The following is a 22984-nucleotide window of genomic DNA, read 5'->3' on the forward strand; positions in this document are numbered from 1 at the left end:
GAAAAAAGCCACTGCACATTGTGTGAGTGGCTTCATTGCTTTCTTGTCAGCAGGATAATTCAAAGAACCCGTTATTTACCCAACGCTTCTTTGTAGTGCTGACGACAGACTGACACGTAACGATCGTTACCCCCTATCGCCACCTGATCACCTTCTTTAATGGCATTTCCGTGCTCGTCGGTGCGGATAACCATGTTGGCTTTACGTCCACAATGACAAATCGTTTTTAGCTCGACTAATTTGTCGGCCCAAGAAAGGAGGTATTTGCTGCCTTCAAACAGCTCACCCAGAAAATCCGTACGAAGTCCGTAACACAATACCGGAATGTGCAGCTTATCGACCACTTCCGTTAGCTGATACACTTGCTCTTTCGATAAAAATTGGCACTCATCCACCAAAATACAATGGCGTTTCTCCACTTCATTCAGAGCAGCGATCTCTTGATAGAGATTGGTGTCCGCTTTAAACAATTGCGCTTCGGCTTGCAAACCAATCCGTGAGCTGACTTTACCAATACCGTAGCGATCATCTAAAGCCGCGGTAAAAATAACGGGCGTCATACCACGCTCTTGATAGTTGAAAGAAGACTGAAGAAGAGTCGTTGATTTACCCGCGTTCATCGCTGAGTAATAGAAATACATCTGAGCCACAGAGCACTACCTAAGTAAAATTGGAAATTTAAAAATGTAAAGAAAAGGGCTGAATCAACAGCCCTTTAAAAAGATGCAATTACTTGCGACGCCACGTTGTTCCTTCAGGACCATCTTCAAGTACGATACCCATCTCGTTTAGCTTATCGCGCGCCATATCTGCGTTTGCCCAATCTTTCGCCGCACGAGAATCGTTACGCAGTTTGATCAGCGCTTCAATTTCTGCCACTTCATCATCATTGCCCGCGTCACCTTTCAAAAACGCGTCTGGATCTTGATGAAGAATGCCGATCACGTCCGCAAGCTCACGCATCAAAGCACCTAGTGCACTGGCGTTGGCCAGATCTTCGGTTTTCAAACGGTTGATCTCACGCGCCATATCAAACAACACAGAATAGGCTTCCGGTGTGTTGAAATCGTCGTTCATTGCCGCAGTGAAACGCGACACATACTCTTCACCACCTGCTGGCGCTGCCGCAAGATCCAAACCACGCAAAGAGGTGTATAGGCGCTCAAGTGACGCACGAGCTTGGTTGAGATTTTCTTCGCTGTAGTTTAGCTGACTGCGGTAGTGACCCGACATCAAGAAGTAACGTACGGTTTCTGCGTCGTAGTGCCCTAACACATCGCGAATGGTGAAGAAGTTACCTAGAGACTTAGACATCTTCTCTTTGTCGACCATCACCATACCACTGTGCATCCAAGTGTTGACATACTGGGTGTCATGAGCACAGCAAGACTGGGCAATTTCGTTTTCGTGGTGAGGGAACTGAAGATCAGAGCCACCACCGTGAATATCAAAATGATTGCCAAGAATAGACGAATTCATCGCAGAACATTCGATGTGCCAACCAGGACGACCAGGCCCCCAAGGTGATTCCCATGTTGGCTCACCCGGCTTAGACATTTTCCAAAGTACGAAATCTAGAGGGCAGCGTTTTGCTGTTTCCACATCGACGCGCGCGCCTGCTTGAAGCTGGTCAAGGTCTTGTTTTGAAAGCTTGCCGTATTCGTCAAATTTATTGACTTCAAACATCACATCACCGTTGTCGGCAACATACGCAAAACCACGATCAATGAGTCTTTCCACTAACTCAATGATTTCTTGAATGTATTGTGTTGCGCGCGGTTCTACATCTGGGCGCTTCATGTTTAGCGCATCAAAGTCAGCGTGCATTTCACCAATCAAACGTTCGGTCAATGAATCACAGGTTTCACCGTTTTCCGCCGCACGTTTGATGATTTTGTCATCGATATCGGTAATGTTGCGCACAAACGTCAGATCGTAACCTAAATAGCGCAGGTAACGTGATACGACGTCAAAAGAGACAAATGTACGGCCATGACCGATGTGACAGAGATCGTAAATGGTAACTCCACAGACATACATACCGACTTTACCGGCTGTGATTGGTTTGAATTCCTCTTTCTGTCTTGTCAGTGTGTTATATATCTTCAACATGATCTCTATCTGTATATTGATTGAACTAAAATGAAACGGCAGTATACCAACTACAATGTTTTTAGGTAATAACAATTCCGCTGAAAAACGATAATCGACTAAACTTCCAACACAAAAGCGTAATTTGCTTAGTCCTTCATTTTGCATGAGCCTTAACTTAGGCTAGAATTCTGACTTTAAACAAAACAGCACAAAGGAAAACAGCATGATCACCCTTCACACAAATTTTGGTGACATCAAGATTGAGCTAAACGCAGAAAAAGCACCAGAAACGAGCGCAAACTTTCTTCAGTACTGCCGCGAAGGTTTTTACGACAACACCATTTTCCACCGTGTTATCGATGGTTTCATGATCCAAGGCGGTGGCATGGAATCTGGTCTACGTGAGAAATCAACTCGCGAGCCAATCAAAAACGAAGCGAACAACGGCCTAAGCAACAAAGTCGGCTCTATCGCGATGGCTCGTACTATGGACCCACACTCTGCTAGCTCACAGTTTTTCATTAACGTAAACAACAACACATTTTTAGACTTCCGTAGTGAAAGCCGTGATGGTTGGGGTTACTGCGTATTCGGTGAAGTTGTTGAAGGTATGGACGTGGTTAACAAAATCAAAGGCGTTAGCACAGGTTCTTACGGCATGCACCAAGACGTACCACTAGAAGACGTGGTAATCACTGGCGCAACCATTGAAGAGTAATCTTACTCATCATCTTTTGAGATAGGTTTATGGGGAGGCTAAGCCTCCCCTTGTTTCTATGACAACACTTTTTATTTCTGATTTACATCTCACTCCTTCTCGCACAGACATCACTGAGTGTTTTGTGCAATTTATGCGTAACGAAGCCGTGAACGCGGAAGCACTGTATGTGTTGGGTGACCTGTTCGAATTTTGGATTGGTGATGAAGATTGCACTCCCTTTGCCGAACGCATTCGCAACGAATTTAAAGCGCTGACTACAGCTGGTGTTCCCGTTTATTTTATTCAAGGCAATCGCGACTTCTTATTGGGTCGACGATTCTGTCATGAAACGGGCATAACACTCTTAGACGATATCTGCACCATCGACCTTTATGGCGAAAAAGTCGTGATCCTTCACGGTGATACTCTGTGCATTGACGATTTAAAATATCAAGAGTTTCGAAAAACGGTGCATCAGCCATGGCTGCAATGGATCTTCAAACGGATTCCTTGGTTTATTAAGAAACGAATCGTTGCCAAAGTGCAGTCTGGCGTTCGTGATGATAAGCAACATAAGTCGCTCGAGATCATGGACGTGAACCAGCAAGAAGTCGAGCAAGTCATGTCTCAGTTTTGCGTCAAGCTGATGATTCATGGCCATACTCATCGCCCTAATATTCATCACTTCGAACATGATAATATCCCGTTAACACGCATTGTATTGGGTGATTGGTATTCCCAAGGCTCTGTTTTAAAAGTTACTGCCGATGGATATTCCTTAGAACAACGCCCTTTTTTTACTGAGTGAATTATTACTACAACATCGCTAGCAAACTGTAACAATCGACATAGATCTTTTGGAAAAAGTCGCTATCATCAAATCTAAAGCACTTTAACAGAACAGAGTTCAGCAAATTGAAGTATTCCTACGTTGCCAGACAACCCATTCTTGATCAAAACAGAAAAACCATTGGTTATGAATTGCTGTTTCGCGATGGTCCAAAAAATACCTTCCCCGAAGTTGAACCAGAGTTAGCGACCAGTCGCTTACTCTCCGATCATTTCCTTTCCACGCACTACAATACGCTTGGAAACAAACTCGGTTTTGTGAACTTTCCATACCAGAGTCTCATTAACTTAGTACCAACGCTCTTCCCAAAAGAGAGCTTGGTGATAGAGATCCTGGAAGATTGTGAACCAACCGATGAGCTATACGAAGCCATTATCAAACTTCACAAAGCGGGCTACCACATCGCATTGGACGATTTCGTTCCCAATCGCGCGTGGAAACGCTTCTTACCTTATATCCATATCATTAAGTTTGATATTCGCATCGTTCCTATAGAAAAAGCCGCTCAGTTTATTGCCTCACTACGTAAACTGAAAATCAAATTTTTGGCTGAAAAAGTCGAGACTTACCAAGAATTTGAGCAAGCGATCAAAGCGGGATTTGATTATTTTCAAGGGTACTTCTTTAGCCGCCCTGAAATGATTCAAAAGAGAAGAATTAACCCTTCTTTTTTAACGGTCGTTCAGCTGTGTAAAGAGATTGCAGATGAGCCCATTGATTTTAATGAAGTGGAACGTCTATTTTCTATTGATGTCACGCTTTCCTATAAGTTGATGACTTACGTGAACTCAGGCTACACCCTTACGGCGAAAATAAAGTCTTTCCGCCAAGCTTTGATCTATTTGGGTGAGGAAAAACTACGCCGATTTATTTCACTCGTCGCGGTGGCATCCGTTCACGAAGATAAACCAGACTCACTCTACTCGTTAGCCGTTCAACGCGCGCGCGCTTGTGAACTGCTATTAGGGCATACGTCAACCAAATACGACCCTGGACAAGCTTTCCTGACCGGGCTTTTTTCTCTGCTTGATTCGTTGCTAGACCAGCCTCTCGGTGACATTATCGAAGACATTCCTGTTGATGAAGAGATCAAACTGGCCCTCAGCGAGCGCTCTGGCCAACTTGGGACGATACTGTCTACCATTACGGCTTATGAACAAGCAAATTGGGAACTGGCGAGTCAGTATCAGCAACAACTGGGGATCTCCGAACATCAGTTGTGTATGGCATATAGTAAAGCAACCGAGTGGACACAAGAATTGCTGTCGCAGACACCGTAACTCGTTATAATGACAAACAACCCCACAACAGTGGGGTTGTTTGTTTTATCGCTTTATTTGCTGAGATTTCAATTTATGGCTGCTTCTTGTCCTTGCGGATCAAACCGTACCTATGCTCTGTGTTGTGAAATTGCCCATAAGCATCATGCCGATGTGATCACACCGGAACAACTGATGCGTTCTCGTTACAGTGCCCACGTCTTGGGGTTGGTCGATTACGTTGTAAATACCTACCACCCAAGCTGCCATGCTGAAGAACAGCGCGAAGGCATCGCTGAATCCATTGAAAATGATTGGTGCAAGCTTGAAGTGGTTAAAGCAGAAGCGGGAAGCAACGAGAATGAAGGCTTTGTTGAGTTCAACGCTTACTTTAATGAAGACGGTAAACGCTACTGTATGACAGAACGCTCTCGCTTTGTGAAAGAAGAGGGGCTTTGGTACTACATTGATGGCACTTTTCCGGAAGAAGAGCCAGAGCAAGATCCGCGTCTCAATCAATCCGTCAGTAGCTTGAAAGTGGGCCGCAACGATCCGTGCATCTGTGGCAGCGGTAAGAAATTTAAGAAATGTTGTGGGTAAGAAACAAGGGAAAACAAGGTTCTAGGTTCTAGGTTCTAGGTTCTAGGTTCTAAAAACCTTAGATCTTTCCTTTCCGTAAGCGAAGCATCTGTATTCCATAACACTTTCTAAAAAAATAAAGTGCGCAGACTCCCTGCGCACTCACTATCTAGGCCCCTAGTCCCTATCAACCTTGACCTTGCCTCTATCTTAATTATGACGCTCTTTAAGCTTATTGATCACATCATTCATCGATAAGCCTTGGTCTTGCAGCAATACCATTAGATGGTAAATCAAGTCTGCCGATTCACACACTAACTCCGCCTTATCGCCCGACGTCGCCGCAAGCGCGACTTCAACGCCTTCTTCGCCCACTTTCTGCGAAATACGCTTGGTACCACGAGCATACAGACTGGCAGTATAAGAGGAATCTGGATCGGCACTCTTGCGGGCAGCCAGTAGCTGCTCAAGTTGATGAAGCCACACCATTTGTGACTCTTCCTGTGGGTCACCATCCCAGCAAGTGGTCGTGCCCGTATGACACGTCGGCCCAATTGGGTTGACTTTCACTAACAGTGTGTCGTTATCACAATCCAACGACATGTTCACCAATTGCAGTACGTTACCTGACGTTTCCCCTTTGGTCCAAAGACGTTCTTTGGTACGAGAGAAAAACGTTACTTGGCCAGTTTCACCCGTTTTCACCAAGGCTTCTTGGTTCATGTAACCCATCATCAGCACTTGGCTCGATTGGAAATCTTGTACGATGGCAGGTACCAGACCGTCCACCTTCTCCCAGTTGATTCGCTCAGCGAGAGAGCTGACTTCGGCGGTTTTAAAACTCATAGTCGTACCTCAATGCCTTGTTGCTTTAAATACTGCTTTAATTCACCAATATTGATGACTTGTTTGTGGAAGACCGATGCAGCCAGCGCACCGTCCACATTGGCTTTTTGGTAGGCTTCCGCGAAGTGCTCCATGGCACCAGCACCACCAGAGGCAATCAACGGCACCTTACACACTTCGCGTACCATATTCAGTTGTTCGATATCGTACCCGTTACGTACACCGTCTTGGTTCATCATGTTCAATACGATTTCACCAGCACCGCGCTTTTGTACTTCTTGCACCCAATCACGGGTTTCCCATTGGGTCGCTTTGGTGCGTTCTTCGTCACCAGTAAACTGATAAACCTGATACTTGCCCGTCTCTTTGTCGTAGTATGAGTCGATACCAACGACGATACATTGCACACCAAACTTATCCGCTAAATCCGTAATAAGCTGCGGATTAGCCAGCGCTGGCGAGTTGATAGAGACTTTGTCTGCGCCAAACTCCAAAATACGTGCTGCGTCTTCTGCGGATTTAATGCCACCAGCGACACAGAAAGGAATATCAATCACTTCTGCAACGCGAGCCACCCAGCTTTTATCGACGACACGGCCATCGCTGGAAGCAGTAATGTCATAGAACACCAGCTCGTCAGCGCCTTCTTCCGCATAGCGTTTAGCAAGAGGAACGATATCACCGATGATTTCATGGTTACGAAACTGAACGCCTTTCACCACTTGCCCATCACGAACGTCAAGACATGGAATTATTCGCTTTGCCAACATGCAAATGCCTCCTCTGCTGTGAACTTGCCATCTAACAGTGCGCGACCAACAATCACCCCCGCCACACCGCTGCCTTTCAATGCTTCAATATCCGCTAGAGAGCCGATACCACCTGAAGATTGGAACTGCACTTGTGGGTATTGTTTACATAGGTCGACGTAAAGCTCGACATTTGAACCTTCTAGCGTACCGTCACGAGAAATATCCGTGCAAAGCACGTGCTGTAGACCTACCGTTAAGTAATCATTAATCAGCGCTTCAATGGTCACGCCAGAGTCTTCTTGCCAACCCGAGATCGCCACTTTACGCGTGCCGTCCTGATCGATGTTGATATCCAGAGCAAGAACGATTTTCTCTGCGCCGTATTTTTCCATCCAACCTTTCACAAGCTCTGGTTGTTTTACTGCGGTCGAACCAACGACAACACGTTGAGCACCGGCTTCTAGCAAATCAACCACATCTTGTTCACTACGCACACCACCACCGATTTGGATATTCGCTGGCGTGCTTGCCAGTAACTTTGCAATCAAATCAAGCTGACGTGCTGTGGTATCTTTTGCGCCCGTTAAATCGACTAAGTGTAGCCAGTTGGCACCTGCTTGGTGGTACAAGTTGAACTGCTCTGCTGGGTCGACTTTGTACTCAGTTACTTGGCCGTAATCACCTTGATATAGGCGAACCACCTGTCCTTCAATTAAATCAAGAGCTGGAATAATCACACTAAATCCCTTTTATAATTCTAAGAAGTTTTGAATAAGCTTCGCGCCCGCTTTTGAAGAACGCTCAGGGTGGAATTGCACGCCGTAGTAGTTGCCGCTTTGCACTGCGGCTGTAAACGGGTTGCCATATTCACATTCGGCAATGGTGTAATCCCCAACTGGCATTGCAAAGCTGTGTACGAAGTAGAAGTACTCACCTTCTTCAATACCTTTGAATAGTGGATGACCTGTTTTTGCCGATACCGTATTCCAGCCCATATGCGGAAGCGGCAAATCGCCGGTTTGCAGCAACTTCACTTCACCATCGCAAAGTCCAAGACACTCCACCAACGCATCGGCTTTCTGGCCTTTCTCTTGAGACACTTTGCCCAACAGTTGCATGCCTAAACAGATACCGAGCAACGGTTTCTCTACTTGTTTTACCAAGCTAATAAGATCGCGTTCCTCTAGATTTTTCATCGCTTCACTGGCGGTTCCGACTCCCGGTAGGAATAGCTTGTCAGCCGACAATACCACTTGTGGATCTTTTGAAATCGTTACGTCATAGCCTAGGCGTTCAATGGCAAATTTCACCGAAGAGACATTGGCACAGCCAGTATCGATAATGACCACTTTCTGTTCTGTCACTGTTTTTCTCCTTGCTAACGTTAGCCTTAAAGTACGCCTTTACTACTTGGTAGCTCAGTGCCTTCTACTTTGATTGCTTGGCGCAGAGTACGACCAAACGCTTTAAATAGACTTTCAATGATGTGGTGATCATTATCGCCCGCAGAAGAAAGGTGCAGGGTACACGCTAGGGTATCTGTCAAAGAACGGAAGAAGTGCACCACCATCTCTGTTGACAAATCGCCTACCTGATCGCGGCTAAACTCGGCATCGAATTTCAGGTATGGGCGACCAGACAGATCCAGTGCACATTGTGCCAAACACTCATCCATTGGTAGGCTGAAGCCAAAGCGACCAATACCACGCTTATCACCCAATGCTTCTTTCAACGCCTGCCCCAACGCAAGAGCGGTATCCTCAATGGTGTGGTGATCATCAATGTGCAGGTCACCTTCCACCTGACACACCATTTGGAAGCCACCGTGCGTCGCGATTTGATCCAGCATGTGGTCGAAGAAACCAAGGCCGGTAGAGATCGCGTTGCCGCCTTGCTCATCAAGGTTCACTACCACTTTGATGTCGGTTTCTTTTGTGGTACGAATCACTTCGGCAACACGCGCTTTCACTGTCAGGTCTTTCAGGATCTGTTTCCAACCCATGGATTCTGGGTTGTATTGAATACCACGAATCGCCATATTTTCTGCAAGTTGAAGATCCGTTTGACGATCGCCAATCACAAATGAGTTCTGGAAATCCACTTTACCCGCTTGAAGGTACTCTTTTACCAAGCCCAATTTCGGTTTGCGGCAAGAACAATTGTCTTTTTCAAAATGAGGGCAGATCAGTACATCATCAAATTTCACCCCTTGAGATTCGAAAATCTCCATCATCATATTGTGTGGCGCATCAAAATCTTCTTGCGGATAGCTGTCTGTTCCAAGGCCGTCTTGGTTGGTGACCATCACTAGACGGTATCCTGCTTCCTGCAACGACAACAAGCTTGGAATAACAAATGGCTCTAGTTTTAGCTTATCTAAACGGTCTACTTGAAAATCAACTGGCGGCTCAACAATTAAGGTGCCATCACGATCGATAAAAAGGATTTTTTGTTGTTTGCTCACTCGAACTTCCTTATTGCTATTCTTTTGGCGCTCTCGCTGTTTAGCGAGAGCAATTCATTTTTTCTCTACTTATGAGTAGTAGTTTCTAATGAAACCCAGTGTTTTCTCGCACTCATCTCGGCTGCCAACACTGACTCTTACGCAATCTTTGATTGGCGAGTTTCGCAAGATGATGCCGGACTCCCAAGCCGCCTTAAATAGCTCGTCACCATTAGGGAATTTCACCAGCAGATAATTACCCCACCCTTCAAACACTTCTAAGCCTGCAATCATTGATAATCCCACCTGCAAATAGGCACGATTCGCGTTGAGGTCGAGCACTTGGAACTTGGCACGAGCCAAGCCAGCTTCTGACAATGCTTGTGTCGCAATTTCCGCGACAGGCACGGGTACCGGATATGGCGCGATAACTTTTAGAAGTACATTAATCAGCTCTTCATTCGCAAGTGTGAATCCACAACGCAAGCCAGCCAATGCAAAGGCTTTCGACAAAGTACGCAAAATCGCAAGGTTCGAGTACTGCGCAAGTAAATCGACGGTTGAGGCCTCTGGACAAAAATCGATATACGCTTCATCCATCACAACAATGGCTCGATCTTTTGTCATCTCTAGCAAGGCGATGATGTCTTCTCGCTTCACTAAGTTGCCTGTTGGATTGTTTGGTGAACAAACAAACACCAACTTAACCTTGTCCAAATTGGCTTCAATACCTGCAAGGTCTAACTGCCAATCCTCTGTCAGCGGCACGGTTTTGCGCTCAACGCCAATAGTTTCAGCGCTAACAGAATACATGCCATACGTAGGAGGGCAGTAAAGAATGGCATCTTCATTTGGTTCGCAGAAAGCACGAATCAGCAATTCGATACCCTCATCCGCACCACGCGATGTGAGAGTTTGTTCAGGTTTAACACCTGCATAGGCAGCGTAAGCAGCAATCAATGCTTTCGGCTGACAATCACTGTAACGATTCAAGCGCGCAAAGTTTGTGCGGTATTCATTGTCAAATGGCGATTCGTTGGCATTCAACCACACATCACCGGTTCCACCGATGCGGCGCGCCGAAAGATAAGGCGTCAGTTTCTGTACACTTTTACGAGCAAGCTTTTCCATCGTCTTTTCCTTAGCTACGCGCAGTTAATTTTTCAACACGAATTGTGACCGCTCGTTTGTGTGCGTCCAATCCTTCTGCTTCCGCCATCGTCACCACCGTTGGAGCAAGGTTTTTCAGCCCTTCCGCAGAGAGTTCTTGTACCGTCATGCGTTTAGAAAAATCAGCCAATCCAAGGCTTGAGTAGGTACGGGTGTACCCATACGTCGGCAATACGTGGTTGGTTCCTGACGCATAATCGCCCGCCGATTCAGGCGACCAATCACCTAAGAAAATGGAACCTGCGTTATCCAGCAATGGCAACAACTCTCGAGGATTTTTGGTTTGAACAATTAAATGCTCTGGACCGTAATAATTTGAAATGGAAACCGCTTGGGTTAAGGAGTCAGCAATAATAATCAAGCTCGACGCCAGTGCTTTTTCAGCTATAGAGGCGCGTGATAATTGATTCAACTGTTTCTGTACAGCATCCGTTACTTGATCTGCAATCAAGACAGATGGCGTCACTAAAACCACTTGCGAGTCTGGTCCGTGCTCAGCTTGGCTAAGTAAATCGGCGGCGATAAAATCAGCATCTGCTGTTTCGTCAGCAATCACCAGCACTTCTGATGGCCCAGCCGGCATATCAATGGCTGCACCACGAAAATCATTACTCACTTGACGTTTTGCTTCTGTGACATAAGCATTACCAGGACCAAATATTTTATCCACCTTAGTGACACTTTCTGTCCCATAGGCCATCGCCGCGACCGCTTGCCCACCGCCAACATTGTAAACTTCATCAATATTACAAAGCTTTGCCACATAGAGAATCTCATCGGCAATCGGTGGTGGTGAACATAAAACCACTTTACGGCAACCCGCGATTTGCGCAGGAACACCCAGCATCAATACCGTAGAAGGCAGCGGTGCACTGCCACCAGGAATGTATAAACCCACTTTTTGTATCGGGCGAGTGACTTGTTCACACACCACACCCGGTTGTGTTTCGACTTTAATTGGCGTCGGTTTCTGAGCATTGTGGAACTTCGCGATGTTGGCGTAAGCCTGCTCCAGCGCCTGCTTCATTTTTGAAGTTAAGCGAGCAGAAGCGTCTTCGATTTCTTGTTCTGTCACTCGAATCGATTCAGGTTTAACGCGATCAAACTTCTCCGTCAGCTCGATCAGAGCAGCATCACCTTCTGCTCTGACTTTCGCAATCACTTCTGCCACTGCAGCGGTAATATTCGCACCTTCAGTTATCGCTGGACGTTCCAAAATAGCGTCTTGTTGCGTCTCACTAAGAGATTGCCAAACAACCGTTCTCATGAGCCTTACTCCATCATTTTTTCAATTGGTAGAACAAGAATAGAGCTCGCGCCAAGTTCTTTGAGCTGTTCCATCGTTTCCCAGAATAGGTTTTCTGTACTCACCAGATGTACTGCCACTCGTTGTTTCTCTGCAGAAAGTGGTAACACGGTTGGATCTTCCGCCCCTGGCAACAGTGCTTTGATCTGTTCTAGCTTATCGACTGGAGCATGTAGCATGATGTATTTGGATTCTTTGGCTTGCTGAACGCCTTGCATACGCGTTAACAGCTTCTCGATAAGCGCTTGCTTGTCTTGGGCAAACTCACCTGAACGTTGAATAAGTGTTGCTTTAGATTGGAAAATAACCTCTGCCTCTTTTAGGCCATTGGCTTCTAGTGTTGCGCCTGTTGAAACCAAATCAGCGATTGCATCCGCCAAACCAGCACGAGGCGCCACTTCAACTGAGCCTGTCAGCATACAGGTTGAGAAAGCCACACCTTGTCGATCCATATACGCTTTTAGCAGTTGTGGGTAAGTCGTCGCAATACGTTTCCCTGCAAGATCCTGAGGGCCATTGTATTTTTCATCTTTATCAATCGCGATGGACAAACGACATCCACCAAAATCTAAACGACTCAAGGTTTCAAATTGACAAGCATCACCAGTGGCTTTACGTTCTAGGCGCACTTCTTCCAGCACGTTTTCACCGATAAAACCAAGGTCGACAACGCCGTCCATGATCAGCCCAGGGATGTCATCATCACGAACTAATAACAGATCAATTGGCATATTTTCTGAGTGCACGACTAAACGCTCACCCATAATATTAAATTTAACGCCACACTTTTTTAAGAGCCCTTGGCACTCTTCACTCAGTCGGCCTTTTTTCTGAATTGCAATTCTTAAGCGTTGTGTTTGCATGACATTGTCCCTGTGCTTCAATTTGAAAATGATGAAAGTAAAAACTAAAAAACCCTCGAGAGATGTTGGTCTCCCGAGGGTTTAAAATCTGAATTTGATGATTTTCACCTCCGGGAGTTTCCTATCTCCCGGGTATGCGTACATCTCCCGAAAGACTAGATTGGGTGATGATGGTGATGAATGTTCATTACAAAATTACGCATACTTATATAGGCTCTTAGCTTGATTGCTTCGTTGATAACCACACTAACTAAGCTTCTCTTATTTTGCAACACTTTATTTTAAAAAATATCAATTTGTATAAGACAAATAAAAAGGGTAGCCGAAGCTACCCTTTCAAAGTTCATATAAATGAATATGTTACGCTTGTTGGCAAGACTCAATCTTTGCTTTTGACAACCAAGAGAGGATTGCACAAACGATGATGAATGCCATCGTTGCAGCCGCTAGTGAGAACATAACGGAAGCGGTCATACCCAATACAACGAAACCAATACAAGATACCAGTGCCACTGCAAGTGCATAAGGTAACTGAGTCGCTACGTGGTCAATATGATGACAACGTGCCCCCGTTGAAGAAAGAATCGTCGTATCAGAAATCGGTGAACAGTGATCACCAAAAACAGAACCCGCTAATACTGCACTTAGCATAGGAAGCATAAGAGCGATATCTGTCGCACCCGCCATATCACCCGCGATAGGTAGCATAATACCAAACGTGCCCCAAGATGTTCCGGTAGAAAACGCCATCAAACCAGAAAGCAGGAATAGAATCACAGGTAGCCAATGCGGGGTAATATTGCCTTGTGCCATTGTAGATAGATAACTACCTGTTTTCATATCACCAATAACAGAACCAATCGTCCAAGCGAAAATCAGAATAAGGATTGCACCAAACATCGATTTAGCACCGATCCATAAAGTGCGAGCAATTTCTGCAACTGGAAGACCTTGTTTGAACACAGTGAACAATGCCACAGCCAAACCAACCAGACCACCATAAATAAGCGATGTACCTACGTTGGTATTTTCGAACGCACCAAGCAAGTCGAAAGCTTTACCATCTGCCGCAAGTGCTTGGCCACCGGTATAGAGCATTGAAGCAACCGTTGCAATAATCAAAGCAATGATCGGCATAACAAGATCTGTCACTTTACCTTTATCGCTTTCACGGATATCAAGCTCTTCGTCAATTTCATGCGCTTCTTTTAGGTCGGTATCAGCGTCATTGTCAAAGCCACGGCCTTGTGAAGCGGCAATTTCATGTTCACGCATTTTACCAATGTCTAAACCAAACCAAGCAACCGCAAACACCATTAACAAGGCGAAAATCGCGTAGAAGTTCATCGGTACTAAACGTAGATATGCGCCCAATGCGGAATATTCAGTGATGCCATGTGACACCAGAATACCGCCGATAATGGTCATGATGTACGCCCCCCAACTCGAGGCAGGCATCACCACACACATTGGAGCGGCTGTTGAGTCTAGAATATAAGCCAGTTTGGCGCGTGAAACATAAAAGCGGTCTGTTACTGGGCGAGAAATCGCACCCACAGCTAGGCTATTGAAATAGTCGTCTACAAAAATGAATACGCCTAAAAACGCTGCGAGTAATTTCGAGCCTCGCTTACTTTTCACTCGAGTCTGTGCCCATTCAGCAAAAGCACGAGTGCCTCCAGAAAGAGTCAGTAGCGCAGTGGTCATACCCAATAACAACAAGAAACCAACAATACTCATATTCCAAGTATTGATGCCACCATCTTCAATAAAAACAGCTGAAACTTTATCTGTAATATAAGCTGCCGCAGAGCCTACCGAATAATCATTCAGTAACACTGCACCTAGAAGAATACCGACACCAAGCGATACAAGCACTTTACGCGTTAAAATGGCGAGCGTCAGTGCCACTATCGGCGGTAAAAGTGAGATGGGAGATGTAGCAAAATCTATTAAATTCATGATCTTCAAAAACCAAAGTTTGGCTAGAGATCTACTGCAGACAAAGTAAACAGGATGTCCGTTACTTATGTTGAACTAAGCGACAGGGAAGTGAGCACTTCACCCAACCTACAGTAGCGCTCCATAGTTATAAGTTAAATACTATGGCAGTGTTGTTCCTTTCGGATGCAACCCCAGCAAACTGCTTTGATATGCAATTCACTTCGGCAATGGATACCTTTCACTATTATTCATTGGCATCACCCCAATAATAGTTACTCTTTACCATTGCGCCTCTACGTCGATAACAAATTCTTAACTATCTGCCGATTAAAAAAACAACAAATAATCTAATTTATCGCATCAGGTAGCGGCTATTGTACTCATGACGCTCCTCATTGCAACAGATCTGTCTTAAGTTGATTAAATTTGAAAAATCAATATGAGACAGGTTTTCTATTGCCATTTCATTAATCCATGCTCTTTACGTCATGCTACTAATAATAGAAAAAATGAGATCACAAACCACTTTTCATTGAACCATTTTGTTATAAAGCCATCTAATCATTCGTCAAATATTTTTGAGACAGCTTTTTGTTCGTTGAAGGAATTGCTTCTACAACTTTCGTCTGTCTTAGAAATTTTATAATCATTCTTTTTTAATTTTTTTACTTTTAATATTGCTTATATTGTATTGCACGTTAATATTAGCATCGTAAGAATTAATCTAGTTTGTTTAATTTAATTCTCGGTATTATTATTAGACAATCGACTTAGCGAATATATAGGAAAGGTTATGTCTGAACTAACAAAAACTCTGTTGAACATTCGCAGCCTACGTGCGTTTTCTCGTGAACTTACTCTTGAGCAATTAGAAGAAGCTCTAGATAAATTGACAACTGTTGTTGCAGAGCGTCAAGAAGCGGAAGCAAAAGAACGTGCAGCGAAAGCTGAACAAGAAGCGAAACTAGCGGCTATCGCAGAACAAATTGCTAAAGATGGTATCGATGTCGAAGCACTAATCAGCGCACTTGCTGGCGAAACTAAAGTGAAGAGCAAAGGTAAACGTGCTCCTCGCCCAGCAAAATACAAGTACGTTGACACCAATGGTGAAGAAAAAACTTGGACTGGTCAAGGTCGTACACCTTCTGCAATCCAAGCTCAATTAGATGCGGGTAAATCTCTAGAAGATTTCGAAATCTAATACATTTTAGATATCAGTAAAAAGGCTCCTTTCGGAGCCTTTTTATTATCTTTCCCAGTACGCTTCTTCTAAGCTATCTTCGCGTTCAGGTAAGCCACGAGATAGGCGCGGAGAATGTTGTACCAACACTTCATAACTGGCACGGTTAGCATACTTACACACTTGAGAAAAAGATGAGTACGTCAAAAACTCATACACGTGCTTACTTGAGTTTGGCACGTTTTCTTTGTGATATTTGTTTGCCGCCATATCGTGCAGTACCGCTGAAAGTGCAGCATCACCTGCCCCATTGGTATTTTTAATTTTCTCAGGACCGCCCATATACGGTGAAATATGTGAATAGACTTTAATCGGGTTTTCACAAGATGCCTTTTTCGTTGGGCGACTAAATTCATAACGATTGAATTCAGCAATGCAGCCTGGAAGTAACGGTAGAGATGTTTCACGCTTCGCGCTGTCTTCCGTATAACCGGCCATAAATAGACCTAGCGGACCCGCAGTACAAAGTACCATGTCTGCCCAATCCAATGTTTTATCTGAAGCGGCTAAAGGATCGGATTCCCCAGTCAATGCTTCTGCTTCATCTTCATTCATCGCAACTACCGTCACATTGTCACGAATAAATTCTTGCCAGAAAGTTGGATCATCTTGAATCACAAATTTAGTACCAAGCGTCAAAACAACAGGTACATCGTATTTTTTTGCGTACTCGATAGCTTTCATCGTCGCATCAGGCATTGGATCACCTTCTTTACAACGAATCAAATAAGCGGTGAGCACCAAAGCTGAGGCTTTTTTAAAGATCTTTTCCGGAATATTATCTGGATGAAGTTGGTTCATTTGACCTTCACTAATCGCAAAAGTACGTTCACCATCTTCGGTAATCAACGCGAAACAACGACCAATCGCCCCATCGACACCTTGCAGATAATTAAGATCCATACGGCTTGATGTGTTACATAAGTAACGGTATCCGTAACTACCAATCTTAATATCTTGACTCATCACGCCCAATAATGTCGAACGATCATCTGCTAGCACTGAGTAATTGTGCAGCGTATTGCCAATCGTACCGCCAGCGTATTCGTTGGTAATCAGATTTTCTTGCTTTAATTGCTGATATAGCGCTTCTGCCGTCACATCATCAATAACCAGTGAGTGCCCTTTACTCAAACCGTATTTTTCAATCATTTCCGACGTCACTCTCGCTTCGATATCCACCAAAGTTTGATCAATACCGATAATATGAGTACGCGTCATTTTCTTGCTTTCCTGCGCCTGACTCACTAATGGGTCACGTGCATGTACGGGAAAATAGTGTTTTGATTTGCGCTGTCCGGGAAATTTCATAGTGTTTGTCTGAGTACGGGGTTAAAAGAAGTGCGGATTCTAACTCGCACTCCCATAGGCGGCAATAAAGGCAATTATAGCAAACGTTTGCTACGTGCTTTTTATTTTGCGAGGCGCTATTCACCTTCCATAAAGCTTAAATCTGGCAGGCAATCCAAGTTTTCGCTGTAACGTTTTAGATTGAACTCGCCGTCATTTTTCATCACGTCGAAAATCTCAATTGACATTGAACACGCCATCATCGCCACCGCATCTTCACGAGGCGTGCCTGTCATCATTAGGCGCATCAACGTTTCTTTGACCTTGATTGGATTTCCATCTTCAAGTTGATTTTCAATGATCTCGATAAGATCCGCTTCTTGCATAAATTGCATTTCATCAGTCATGATGTTTTCTCATTAGGATTTTTTCCAACTATGCCACATTCCCACTCAGAGCTCGCGCGGAATTTCTTTTCGTTTGTCCTTTTGCTGAAAAAAGCAGCGAAAACGAATTGTGATTGCGATCTCGGATCTGTCACCCGTTTCTGCTTTCTGTTAGAATTCGCCTCCAGTTAATTTTAAGGGTGTTGAGTAATGTCTGATAACAGCCAAAAGAAAGTCATCGTTGGTATGTCTGGCGGTGTTGATTCATCGGTTTCTGCCTATCTTCTAAAACAGCAAGGCTATCAAGTTGAAGGCCTATTTATGAAGAACTGGGAAGAAGATGATGATTCTGAGTATTGTACTGCGGCAGAAGATCTCGCCGACGCTCAGGCTGTTTGTGACAAACTTGGCATTCACCTACATAAGATCAATTTTGCGGCAGAATACTGGGACAATGTATTCGAATATTTCCTTTCCGAATACAAGGCGGGCCGTACCCCTAACCCAGACATCCTTTGTAACAAAGAAATTAAGTTCAAAGCATTTTTAGAGTTTGCTGACGAAGTACTTGATGCCGATTACATCGCGATGGGTCATTATGTCCGTCGTTCTTTCCCTGAAAATGGTGAAAAGCCACAGATGCTGCGTGGTTTAGACGGCAATAAAGATCAGAGCTACTTCCTCTACACGCTAAGTCACGAACAAGTGGCACGTAGCCTCTTCCCTGTTGGTGAGCTGGAAAAGCCTGAAGTTCGTCGCATTGCGGAAGAACAAGGTCTGATTACCGCGAAAAAGAAAGATTCTACCGGTATCTGTTTTATCGGCGAGCGTAAGTTCACCGATTTTCTAAGCCGCTACTTACCGGCTCAACCGGGTAATATTGAGTCACCAGAAGGCGAAGTGCTTGGTCAACACCAGGGTTTGATGTACCACACGCTAGGCCAACGTAAAGGCCTACATATTGGTGGCCGTAAAGGCGGTGGCGGTAACGAAGAACCATGGTTTGTTGCAGAAAAAGACCTTAAGCGCAATGTGTTGATTGCCGTTCAAGGACAAGATCACCCGATGCTGAAGTCCGAAGGCCTGATTGCTTCTCAGCTTCATTGGGTAGAACGTGAGCCAATTCGCGATGTGGTGAAATGCACGGTGAAAACTCGTTACCGTCAACAAGATATTCCTTGTACAATCATCCCTATTGATGACGAAAACATTAAAGTGATTTTCGATGAACCTGAGATCGCAGTGACCCCAGGTCAATCCGCTGTTTTCTACCAAGGTGATGTTTGTCTTGGCGGTGGTATCATCGAGAAACGCATTAAATACACTCAAGCTTAGGAGTCGTTACGTGGCGAATACACTTTATGACCGTACCATTGCTTTTGCTGGCATGTGCCAAGCTGTAGCGTTAGTTCAGCAAATCGCGAGAAACGGACATTGTGATCAAGATGCCTTTGAAACTTCTATTAAAGCAATTTTGAATACCAATCCAGCCAACACACTTGATGTGTTTGGCAATGAGTCACAACTCAAACTGGGTTTAGAATGCTTAGTAAAAGGGATTGATAGTACCCCCACTGGTAGCGAAGTGACTCGCTACCTCATCAGTTTGATGGCGTTAGAGCGCAAACTTATGGGTAGGAATGATGCGATGTCACAGCTTGGCGATCGTATCCAGATGGTACAAAGACAGACGGAACACTATGATCTTTTTGAAGAACAGATGATCAGCAATGTGGCCAGTATTTATCTCGATGTTATCAGCCCTATCGGCCCTCGAATCCAAGTGACAGGTACACCGACGGTATTACAACAAACATCGAATCAACACAAAGTACGTGCGTTACTCCTTTCTGGTATTCGCAGTGCCGTGCTTTGGCGTCAAGTTGGCGGTCGACGCCGCCATCTGATCTTCGGCAGAAAGAAAATGGTTGAGCAGGCGCAGATCCTGCTGGCCAGAATGTAATTCGACCATCATTAGCTCGCGCCAGACGCGAGCTAATTGTTTTGGTCAAAATCACCTTAGCGCAAACGTTTGCGCAATATTCGTGACAATTGCCACAGTTATTGGTATAAAGCTCGCGAAATTTTGAAACCCAATTCAGGAGAACATCATGGAACTGTCAGCATTGACTGCTGTTTCACCAGTAGACGGCCGTTACGGAAGCAAGACAATTGCGTTACGCGAAATTTTCAGTGAATACGGTCTACTAAAGTACCGTACTATCGTTGAAATCCGCTGGCTACAAAAGCTTGCTGCTACTGCTGAAATTGCAGAAGTGCCAGCGTTCAGCGCAGAAGCAAACCATTTCCTCGACGATCTTGCTGCTAACTTCTCTGAAGCAGACGCATTACGCATCAAAGAGATCGAACGTACTACTAACCACGATGTAAAAGCGGTTGAGTACTTCCTAAAAGAGAAAGTCGCTGACGTTCCTGAACTGCACGCAGTAAACGAGTTCTTCCATTTTGCCTGTACTTCTGAAGACATTAATAACACCTCACACGCTTTAATGCTTAAAGAAGCACGTGAGACGGTCATTCTTCCAGAAATTCGTAACCTGATTGACGCAATCAAAGCACTTGCTGTTGAATACCGCGACATCCCTCTTCTATCTCGTACACACGGTCAGCCAGCTTCTCCATCAACAATGGGTAAAGAGATGGCAAACGTGGCGTACCGTATGGAACGTCAATACAAGCAAATCGAAAACGTTGAGATCCTAGCGAAAATCAACGGTGCGGTAGGTAACTACAACGCACACCTCTCTGCTTACCCAGAACTAGATTGGCACAAATTCTCTGAAGAGTTCATCACGGAATCTCTCGGCGTTACTTGGAACCCTTACACCACACAGATCGAACCACACGACTACATCGCTGAGCTATTCGATGCTGTGGCACGTTTCAACACGATTCTGATCGACTTTGACCGTGACGTTTGGGGTTACATCGCACTAGGCCACTTCAAGCAAAAAACCATTGCTGGCGAGATCGGTTCTTCGACAATGCCACACAAAGTTAACCCAATCGACTTTGAAAACTCTGAAGGTAACCTAGGTCTTGCAAACGCAGTGTTTGGTCACCTAGCACAAAAACTGCCAATCTCTCGTTGGCAACGTGACCTAACTGACTCAACGGTTCTCCGTAACCTTGGTGTGGGTGTGGGCTACGCAATCATCGCTTACACGTCGACGCTTAAAGGCATCAGCAAACTTGAAGTCAACCGTGAAGCGCTTCTTGCGGAACTCGATAAGAACTGGGAAGTGCTTGCAGAGCCAGTACAAACCGTTATGCGTCGTTACGGCATCGAGAAGCCATACGAGAAGCTAAAAGAGTTAACTCGTGGTAAGCGTGTAGATGGCGAAGCAATGCGTAACTTCATCGACGGTCTTGAGCTTCCTGCGCACGAGAAAGCACGTCTAAAAGAGATGACGCCAGCAAACTACATCGGTCAAGCAATCGAGCTGACAGACAAGCTGTAAGAGAATCGAGAATCGAGAATCGAGAATCGAGAATCGAGAATCGAGAATCGAGAATCGAGAATCGAGAATCGAGAATCGAGAATCGAGAATCGAATAATTTTAGGGTTGACGTGAAAGCGTCAACCCTTTCTTTTTGAGCGCGAAGAGATAAGGCTCGACTCCTAGAGAGAAGCGTTCCCGAATCTCGGAATGCAGCATTCCTAACTGTTTTATTGCCTCTGGAAAAACAACGTTATCGTCCCTACCTCTACGCCAAACTTCTTAATCTTGGTGAGATTAAACACATGCTTTTCATCTTGGCGATAAAGCCAATCATCAAACGACACCGTCAAGCTTGAACCATCGATTTGCAGTTCAAAATCATAGCGCCATTGCAGTGCATTACCCAGTTCCATTCCCTCAGCGACGCCAATGATGTCGTCAGCTTCACCTTGATAGCGACCATCGGCCAATCGGGTAATCCGCCAAATGCGCTGATCAATCTCACCATCGTCAAAAACAAAATCTTCAACGAGAGTCAGAGTGTTATTTTCAACAGAACCGACAATCTCAACCTCAAAGCGTCTGGTTTGTTTACCACTATAATCTTGCACCATACCCCAAGCTTTCACATTTCCAGAAAAATACTCAAACAGTTCAAATTTTGGGGATGCTTGCTGGAAGTCCTTAAGATCACTCGAACAGCCGACCAAAGCGTTCAATGTCATAACAAGCAAAACGATAAAAACATTATGTTTATTCATCTTATTGATTCCACCCGATTAATTTTGCTCGCAAAGAGGGATATTGAGTTTTTGGCGATAACCAAATCGCGAGGAAAGCATCGTTAAGCTCCTGATCAGCCACATTACCCACCACTTCAGCTTTGTCACTGTCATGTCGATTAATAAGCAAACGCCCTTTTTCTCCATCTGTAATGTAGGTTAGCTTGTCACCTTTTTTGATGTTCGGAAAAATTAGCTCGAGGCTGTCTCTCCACGGTTTTTTCGCTGCGATCCCCATCTTTTGCCACTGCTCTTCCGTGGCACTGAGTAGATCCTCACGTGAAATATCGCGTAAGTATCGAATCTCCAAGGCGAGGGGATGTGGCGTAACATCAGCATTCACCTCGAACTCTCCATTTGGTGTAACCAACTTCGAATCATAGATATCAAAGACGAACCAGCTCAATCGTGCCTCCCCAACGGTCAGCCACTGCTGCCAAGTCTCGATGTCTGCCGCTCCAGTTTGACTATGCGAGCTAGACGAAAAGCCTAGCAAAATACTAAGAAACGTACTCCGAATGACACAACTTGCTTTTCTCATCATGGCGAAGAACCTTAATGATAAAGAGCGTGATGATTGCCCATTCTAAAAACACAATCGATGCCGTTATCAACACGCTGTAACCGTAATCCACCGCATTGAGTTTATAACCTGCGTAGTAACTTAAGCAGCCCCCCAATGCCCCTACCGTTAATACGTAAAACGGCGCAAAACGGAGCAAAATTCTTTTCAGTTGATAAGCGTACCAAGCAAAAACTATCCATAAGCTTAAAAGCCAAACGGGTAAGAAAGTCGAAGTGAACTGAAAAATTGAGAGATATTGATTAAGCGAGTCGACTAGGCAGCCGACCACGGCAATCAAAAGCGTTGGTTTCCAGGTTTTTTGGTCTACTCGGTGCTGATACCCCAATGTCATCAAGGCAAAGCAAAGTGTGACCCATTGCCACTGCTCAGTGCCAATAACCGCCAGAAACCAAACGAGATTGAACCAAGCAGAGGCAAGAATAAGAGCCAT

At 44.9% G+C, this 22984-nt stretch carries 24 protein-coding genes, 1 riboswitch and 1 other annotated feature; of the genes, 8 read left to right on the forward strand and 16 right to left on the reverse strand.

Annotated elements, in window-relative coordinates:
* Positions 1-71: 71 nt before the first annotated feature.
* A complete protein-coding gene (locus AOT11_RS00915; protein WP_011150030.1) occupies positions 72-650 on the reverse strand; it encodes a thymidine kinase in 579 nt (192 codons plus the stop codon).
* A gap of 79 nt (positions 651-729) precedes the next feature.
* Positions 730-2112, reverse strand: coding sequence for a cysteine--tRNA ligase (gene cysS / locus AOT11_RS00920; protein WP_026060834.1), 1383 nt, complete (start codon positions 2110-2112; stop codon positions 730-732).
* A gap of 205 nt (positions 2113-2317) precedes the next feature.
* On the opposite strand from cysS, the gene AOT11_RS00925 reads away from it, so the two are divergent.
* The 4 genes from AOT11_RS00925 (at position 2318) to AOT11_RS00940 (ending at position 5503) form a co-directional block, all read left to right on the forward strand.
* The gene (locus tag AOT11_RS00925) at positions 2318-2812 is read left to right on the forward strand and encodes a peptidylprolyl isomerase (protein ID WP_017422246.1); all 495 of its coding nucleotides are present in this window, start codon (positions 2318-2320) and stop codon (positions 2810-2812) included.
* Between the two features lie 58 nt (positions 2813-2870).
* Positions 2871-3602: a UDP-2,3-diacylglucosamine diphosphatase gene (gene lpxH / locus AOT11_RS00930; RefSeq protein ID WP_017422247.1), complete on the forward strand. Its 732-nt coding sequence runs from the start codon at positions 2871-2873 to the stop codon at positions 3600-3602.
* A 107-nt stretch (positions 3603-3709) separates the two neighbouring features.
* Complete coding sequence (locus tag AOT11_RS00935; protein ID WP_017422248.1) at positions 3710-4924, forward strand: EAL and HDOD domain-containing protein; 1215 nt, start codon at positions 3710-3712, stop codon at positions 4922-4924.
* 75 nt (positions 4925-4999) lie between these two features.
* On the forward strand, positions 5000-5503 hold the full coding sequence (locus tag AOT11_RS00940) for a YchJ family protein (protein WP_039467871.1): 504 nt from the start codon (positions 5000-5002) through the stop codon (positions 5501-5503).
* A gap of 189 nt (positions 5504-5692) precedes the next feature.
* On the opposite strand, the gene hisIE is transcribed toward AOT11_RS00940, so the two are convergent.
* The 9 genes from hisIE to tet(35) form a co-directional block, all read right to left on the reverse strand.
* The gene (hisIE, locus tag AOT11_RS00945) at positions 5693-6328 is read right to left on the reverse strand and encodes a bifunctional phosphoribosyl-AMP cyclohydrolase/phosphoribosyl-ATP diphosphatase HisIE (protein WP_017422250.1); all 636 of its coding nucleotides are present in this window, start codon (positions 6326-6328) and stop codon (positions 5693-5695) included.
* Positions 6325-7098, reverse strand: a complete 774-nt coding sequence (hisF, locus tag AOT11_RS00950; protein WP_017422251.1) for an imidazole glycerol phosphate synthase subunit HisF — start codon at positions 7096-7098, stop codon at positions 6325-6327. The genes hisIE and hisF overlap by 4 nt, the downstream gene beginning before the upstream one ends.
* Entirely contained in the window at positions 7080-7817 is a 738-nt protein-coding gene (gene hisA / locus AOT11_RS00955; protein ID WP_017422252.1) for a 1-(5-phosphoribosyl)-5-[(5-phosphoribosylamino)methylideneamino]imidazole-4-carboxamide isomerase, read from the reverse strand. The genes hisF and hisA overlap by 19 nt, the downstream gene beginning before the upstream one ends.
* Positions 7818-7829: 12 nt before the next feature.
* A complete protein-coding gene (gene hisH / locus AOT11_RS00960; RefSeq protein ID WP_017422253.1) occupies positions 7830-8444 on the reverse strand; it encodes an imidazole glycerol phosphate synthase subunit HisH in 615 nt (204 codons plus the stop codon).
* A 26-nt stretch (positions 8445-8470) separates the two neighbouring features.
* The gene (hisB, locus tag AOT11_RS00965) at positions 8471-9544 is read right to left on the reverse strand and encodes a bifunctional histidinol-phosphatase/imidazoleglycerol-phosphate dehydratase HisB (protein WP_017422254.1); all 1074 of its coding nucleotides are present in this window, start codon (positions 9542-9544) and stop codon (positions 8471-8473) included.
* A 69-nt stretch (positions 9545-9613) separates the two neighbouring features.
* A complete protein-coding gene (gene hisC / locus AOT11_RS00970; RefSeq protein WP_017422255.1) occupies positions 9614-10654 on the reverse strand; it encodes a histidinol-phosphate transaminase in 1041 nt (346 codons plus the stop codon).
* A gap of 10 nt (positions 10655-10664) precedes the next feature.
* On the reverse strand, positions 10665-11960 hold the full coding sequence (gene hisD, locus AOT11_RS00975; protein ID WP_017422256.1) for a histidinol dehydrogenase: 1296 nt from the start codon (positions 11958-11960) through the stop codon (positions 10665-10667).
* Between the two features lie 5 nt (positions 11961-11965).
* Positions 11966-12862: an ATP phosphoribosyltransferase gene (hisG, locus tag AOT11_RS00980; RefSeq protein WP_017422257.1), complete on the reverse strand. Its 897-nt coding sequence runs from the start codon at positions 12860-12862 to the stop codon at positions 11966-11968.
* Between the two features lie 43 nt (positions 12863-12905).
* Positions 12906-13042 (reverse strand) — a sequence feature (His leader region).
* Positions 13043-13222: 180 nt separating this feature from the next.
* Complete coding sequence (gene tet(35) / locus AOT11_RS00985) at positions 13223-14824, reverse strand: tetracycline efflux Na+/H+ antiporter family transporter Tet(35) (protein ID WP_017422259.1); 1602 nt, start codon at positions 14822-14824, stop codon at positions 13223-13225.
* A 106-nt stretch (positions 14825-14930) separates the two neighbouring features.
* A riboswitch (Lysine riboswitch) is annotated at positions 14931-15110 on the reverse strand.
* 489 nt (positions 15111-15599) lie between these two features.
* Here tet(35) and AOT11_RS00990 point away from each other — a divergent pair.
* Positions 15600-16007, forward strand: coding sequence for an H-NS histone family protein (locus AOT11_RS00990; RefSeq protein ID WP_017422260.1), 408 nt, complete (start codon positions 15600-15602; stop codon positions 16005-16007).
* Positions 16008-16052: 45 nt separating this feature from the next.
* On the opposite strand, the gene AOT11_RS00995 is transcribed toward AOT11_RS00990, so the two are convergent.
* Positions 16053-17357, reverse strand: coding sequence for an inosine/guanosine kinase (locus tag AOT11_RS00995; protein WP_011080743.1), 1305 nt, complete (start codon positions 17355-17357; stop codon positions 16053-16055).
* A 116-nt stretch (positions 17358-17473) separates the two neighbouring features.
* Positions 17474-17743, reverse strand: a complete 270-nt coding sequence (locus AOT11_RS01000; RefSeq protein WP_017422261.1) for a hypothetical protein — start codon at positions 17741-17743, stop codon at positions 17474-17476.
* A 189-nt stretch (positions 17744-17932) separates the two neighbouring features.
* On the opposite strand from AOT11_RS01000, the gene mnmA reads away from it, so the two are divergent.
* The 3 genes from mnmA (at position 17933) to purB (ending at position 21204) form a co-directional block, all read left to right on the forward strand.
* Entirely contained in the window at positions 17933-19057 is a 1125-nt protein-coding gene (mnmA, locus tag AOT11_RS01005) for a tRNA 2-thiouridine(34) synthase MnmA (protein ID WP_017422262.1), read from the forward strand.
* 10 nt (positions 19058-19067) lie between these two features.
* Positions 19068-19685: a high frequency lysogenization protein HflD gene (gene hflD / locus AOT11_RS01010; protein ID WP_011080746.1), complete on the forward strand. Its 618-nt coding sequence runs from the start codon at positions 19068-19070 to the stop codon at positions 19683-19685.
* Positions 19686-19833: 148 nt separating this feature from the next.
* Complete coding sequence (purB, locus tag AOT11_RS01015) at positions 19834-21204, forward strand: adenylosuccinate lyase (protein ID WP_017422263.1); 1371 nt, start codon at positions 19834-19836, stop codon at positions 21202-21204.
* A 209-nt stretch (positions 21205-21413) separates the two neighbouring features.
* Here the strand turns inward: purB and AOT11_RS01020 are convergent, their stop codons facing one another.
* Genes AOT11_RS01020 through AOT11_RS01030 form a run of 3 tightly spaced genes read right to left on the reverse strand, consistent with a single transcriptional unit; the run spans position 21414 to position 22984 of the window.
* Positions 21414-21947, reverse strand: a complete 534-nt coding sequence (locus tag AOT11_RS01020) for a DUF3833 domain-containing protein (RefSeq protein WP_017422264.1) — start codon at positions 21945-21947, stop codon at positions 21414-21416.
* Between the two features lies 1 nt (position 21948).
* Positions 21949-22512: a chalcone isomerase family protein gene (locus AOT11_RS01025; protein ID WP_017422265.1), complete on the reverse strand. Its 564-nt coding sequence runs from the start codon at positions 22510-22512 to the stop codon at positions 21949-21951.
* Positions 22469-22984, reverse strand: a complete 516-nt coding sequence (locus AOT11_RS01030; RefSeq protein WP_017422266.1) for a DUF2878 domain-containing protein — start codon at positions 22982-22984, stop codon at positions 22469-22471. The genes AOT11_RS01025 and AOT11_RS01030 overlap by 44 nt, the downstream gene beginning before the upstream one ends.

It is taken from the genome of Vibrio vulnificus NBRC 15645 = ATCC 27562, assembly GCF_002224265.1.
Classification (GTDB): domain Bacteria; phylum Pseudomonadota; class Gammaproteobacteria; order Enterobacterales; family Vibrionaceae; genus Vibrio; species Vibrio vulnificus.

Excerpts from the sequence above, each read along its gene's own strand:
- cysS (WP_026060834.1), bottom strand. The coding sequence starts at position 2,112 with ATGTTGAAGATATATAACACACTGACAAGACAGAAAGAGGAATTCAAA.
- AOT11_RS00925 (WP_017422246.1), top strand. The coding sequence starts at position 2,318 with ATGATCACCCTTCACACAAATTTTGGTGACATCAAGATTGAGCTAAAC.
- lpxH (WP_017422247.1), top strand. The coding sequence starts at position 2,871 with ATGACAACACTTTTTATTTCTGATTTACATCTCACTCCTTCTCGCACA.
- AOT11_RS00940 (WP_039467871.1), top strand. The coding sequence starts at position 5,000 with ATGGCTGCTTCTTGTCCTTGCGGATCAAACCGTACCTATGCTCTGTGT.
- hisIE (WP_017422250.1), bottom strand. The coding sequence starts at position 6,328 with ATGAGTTTTAAAACCGCCGAAGTCAGCTCTCTCGCTGAGCGAATCAAC.
- hisF (WP_017422251.1), bottom strand. The coding sequence starts at position 7,098 with ATGTTGGCAAAGCGAATAATTCCATGTCTTGACGTTCGTGATGGGCAA.
- hisC (WP_017422255.1), bottom strand. The coding sequence starts at position 10,654 with ATGGAAAAGCTTGCTCGTAAAAGTGTACAGAAACTGACGCCTTATCTT.
- hisD (WP_017422256.1), bottom strand. The coding sequence starts at position 11,960 with ATGAGAACGGTTGTTTGGCAATCTCTTAGTGAGACGCAACAAGACGCT.
- hisG (WP_017422257.1), bottom strand. The coding sequence starts at position 12,862 with ATGCAAACACAACGCTTAAGAATTGCAATTCAGAAAAAAGGCCGACTG.
- AOT11_RS00990 (WP_017422260.1), top strand. The coding sequence starts at position 15,600 with ATGTCTGAACTAACAAAAACTCTGTTGAACATTCGCAGCCTACGTGCG.
- AOT11_RS00995 (WP_011080743.1), bottom strand. The coding sequence starts at position 17,357 with ATGAAATTTCCCGGACAGCGCAAATCAAAACACTATTTTCCCGTACAT.
- AOT11_RS01000 (WP_017422261.1), bottom strand. The coding sequence starts at position 17,743 with ATGACTGATGAAATGCAATTTATGCAAGAAGCGGATCTTATCGAGATC.
- mnmA (WP_017422262.1), top strand. The coding sequence starts at position 17,933 with ATGTCTGATAACAGCCAAAAGAAAGTCATCGTTGGTATGTCTGGCGGT.
- purB (WP_017422263.1), top strand. The coding sequence starts at position 19,834 with ATGGAACTGTCAGCATTGACTGCTGTTTCACCAGTAGACGGCCGTTAC.
- AOT11_RS01020 (WP_017422264.1), bottom strand. The coding sequence starts at position 21,947 with ATGAATAAACATAATGTTTTTATCGTTTTGCTTGTTATGACATTGAAC.
- AOT11_RS01025 (WP_017422265.1), bottom strand. The coding sequence starts at position 22,512 with ATGATGAGAAAAGCAAGTTGTGTCATTCGGAGTACGTTTCTTAGTATT.
- AOT11_RS01030 (WP_017422266.1), bottom strand. The coding sequence starts at position 22,984 with ATGGCTCTTATTCTTGCCTCTGCTTGGTTCAATCTCGTTTGGTTTCTG.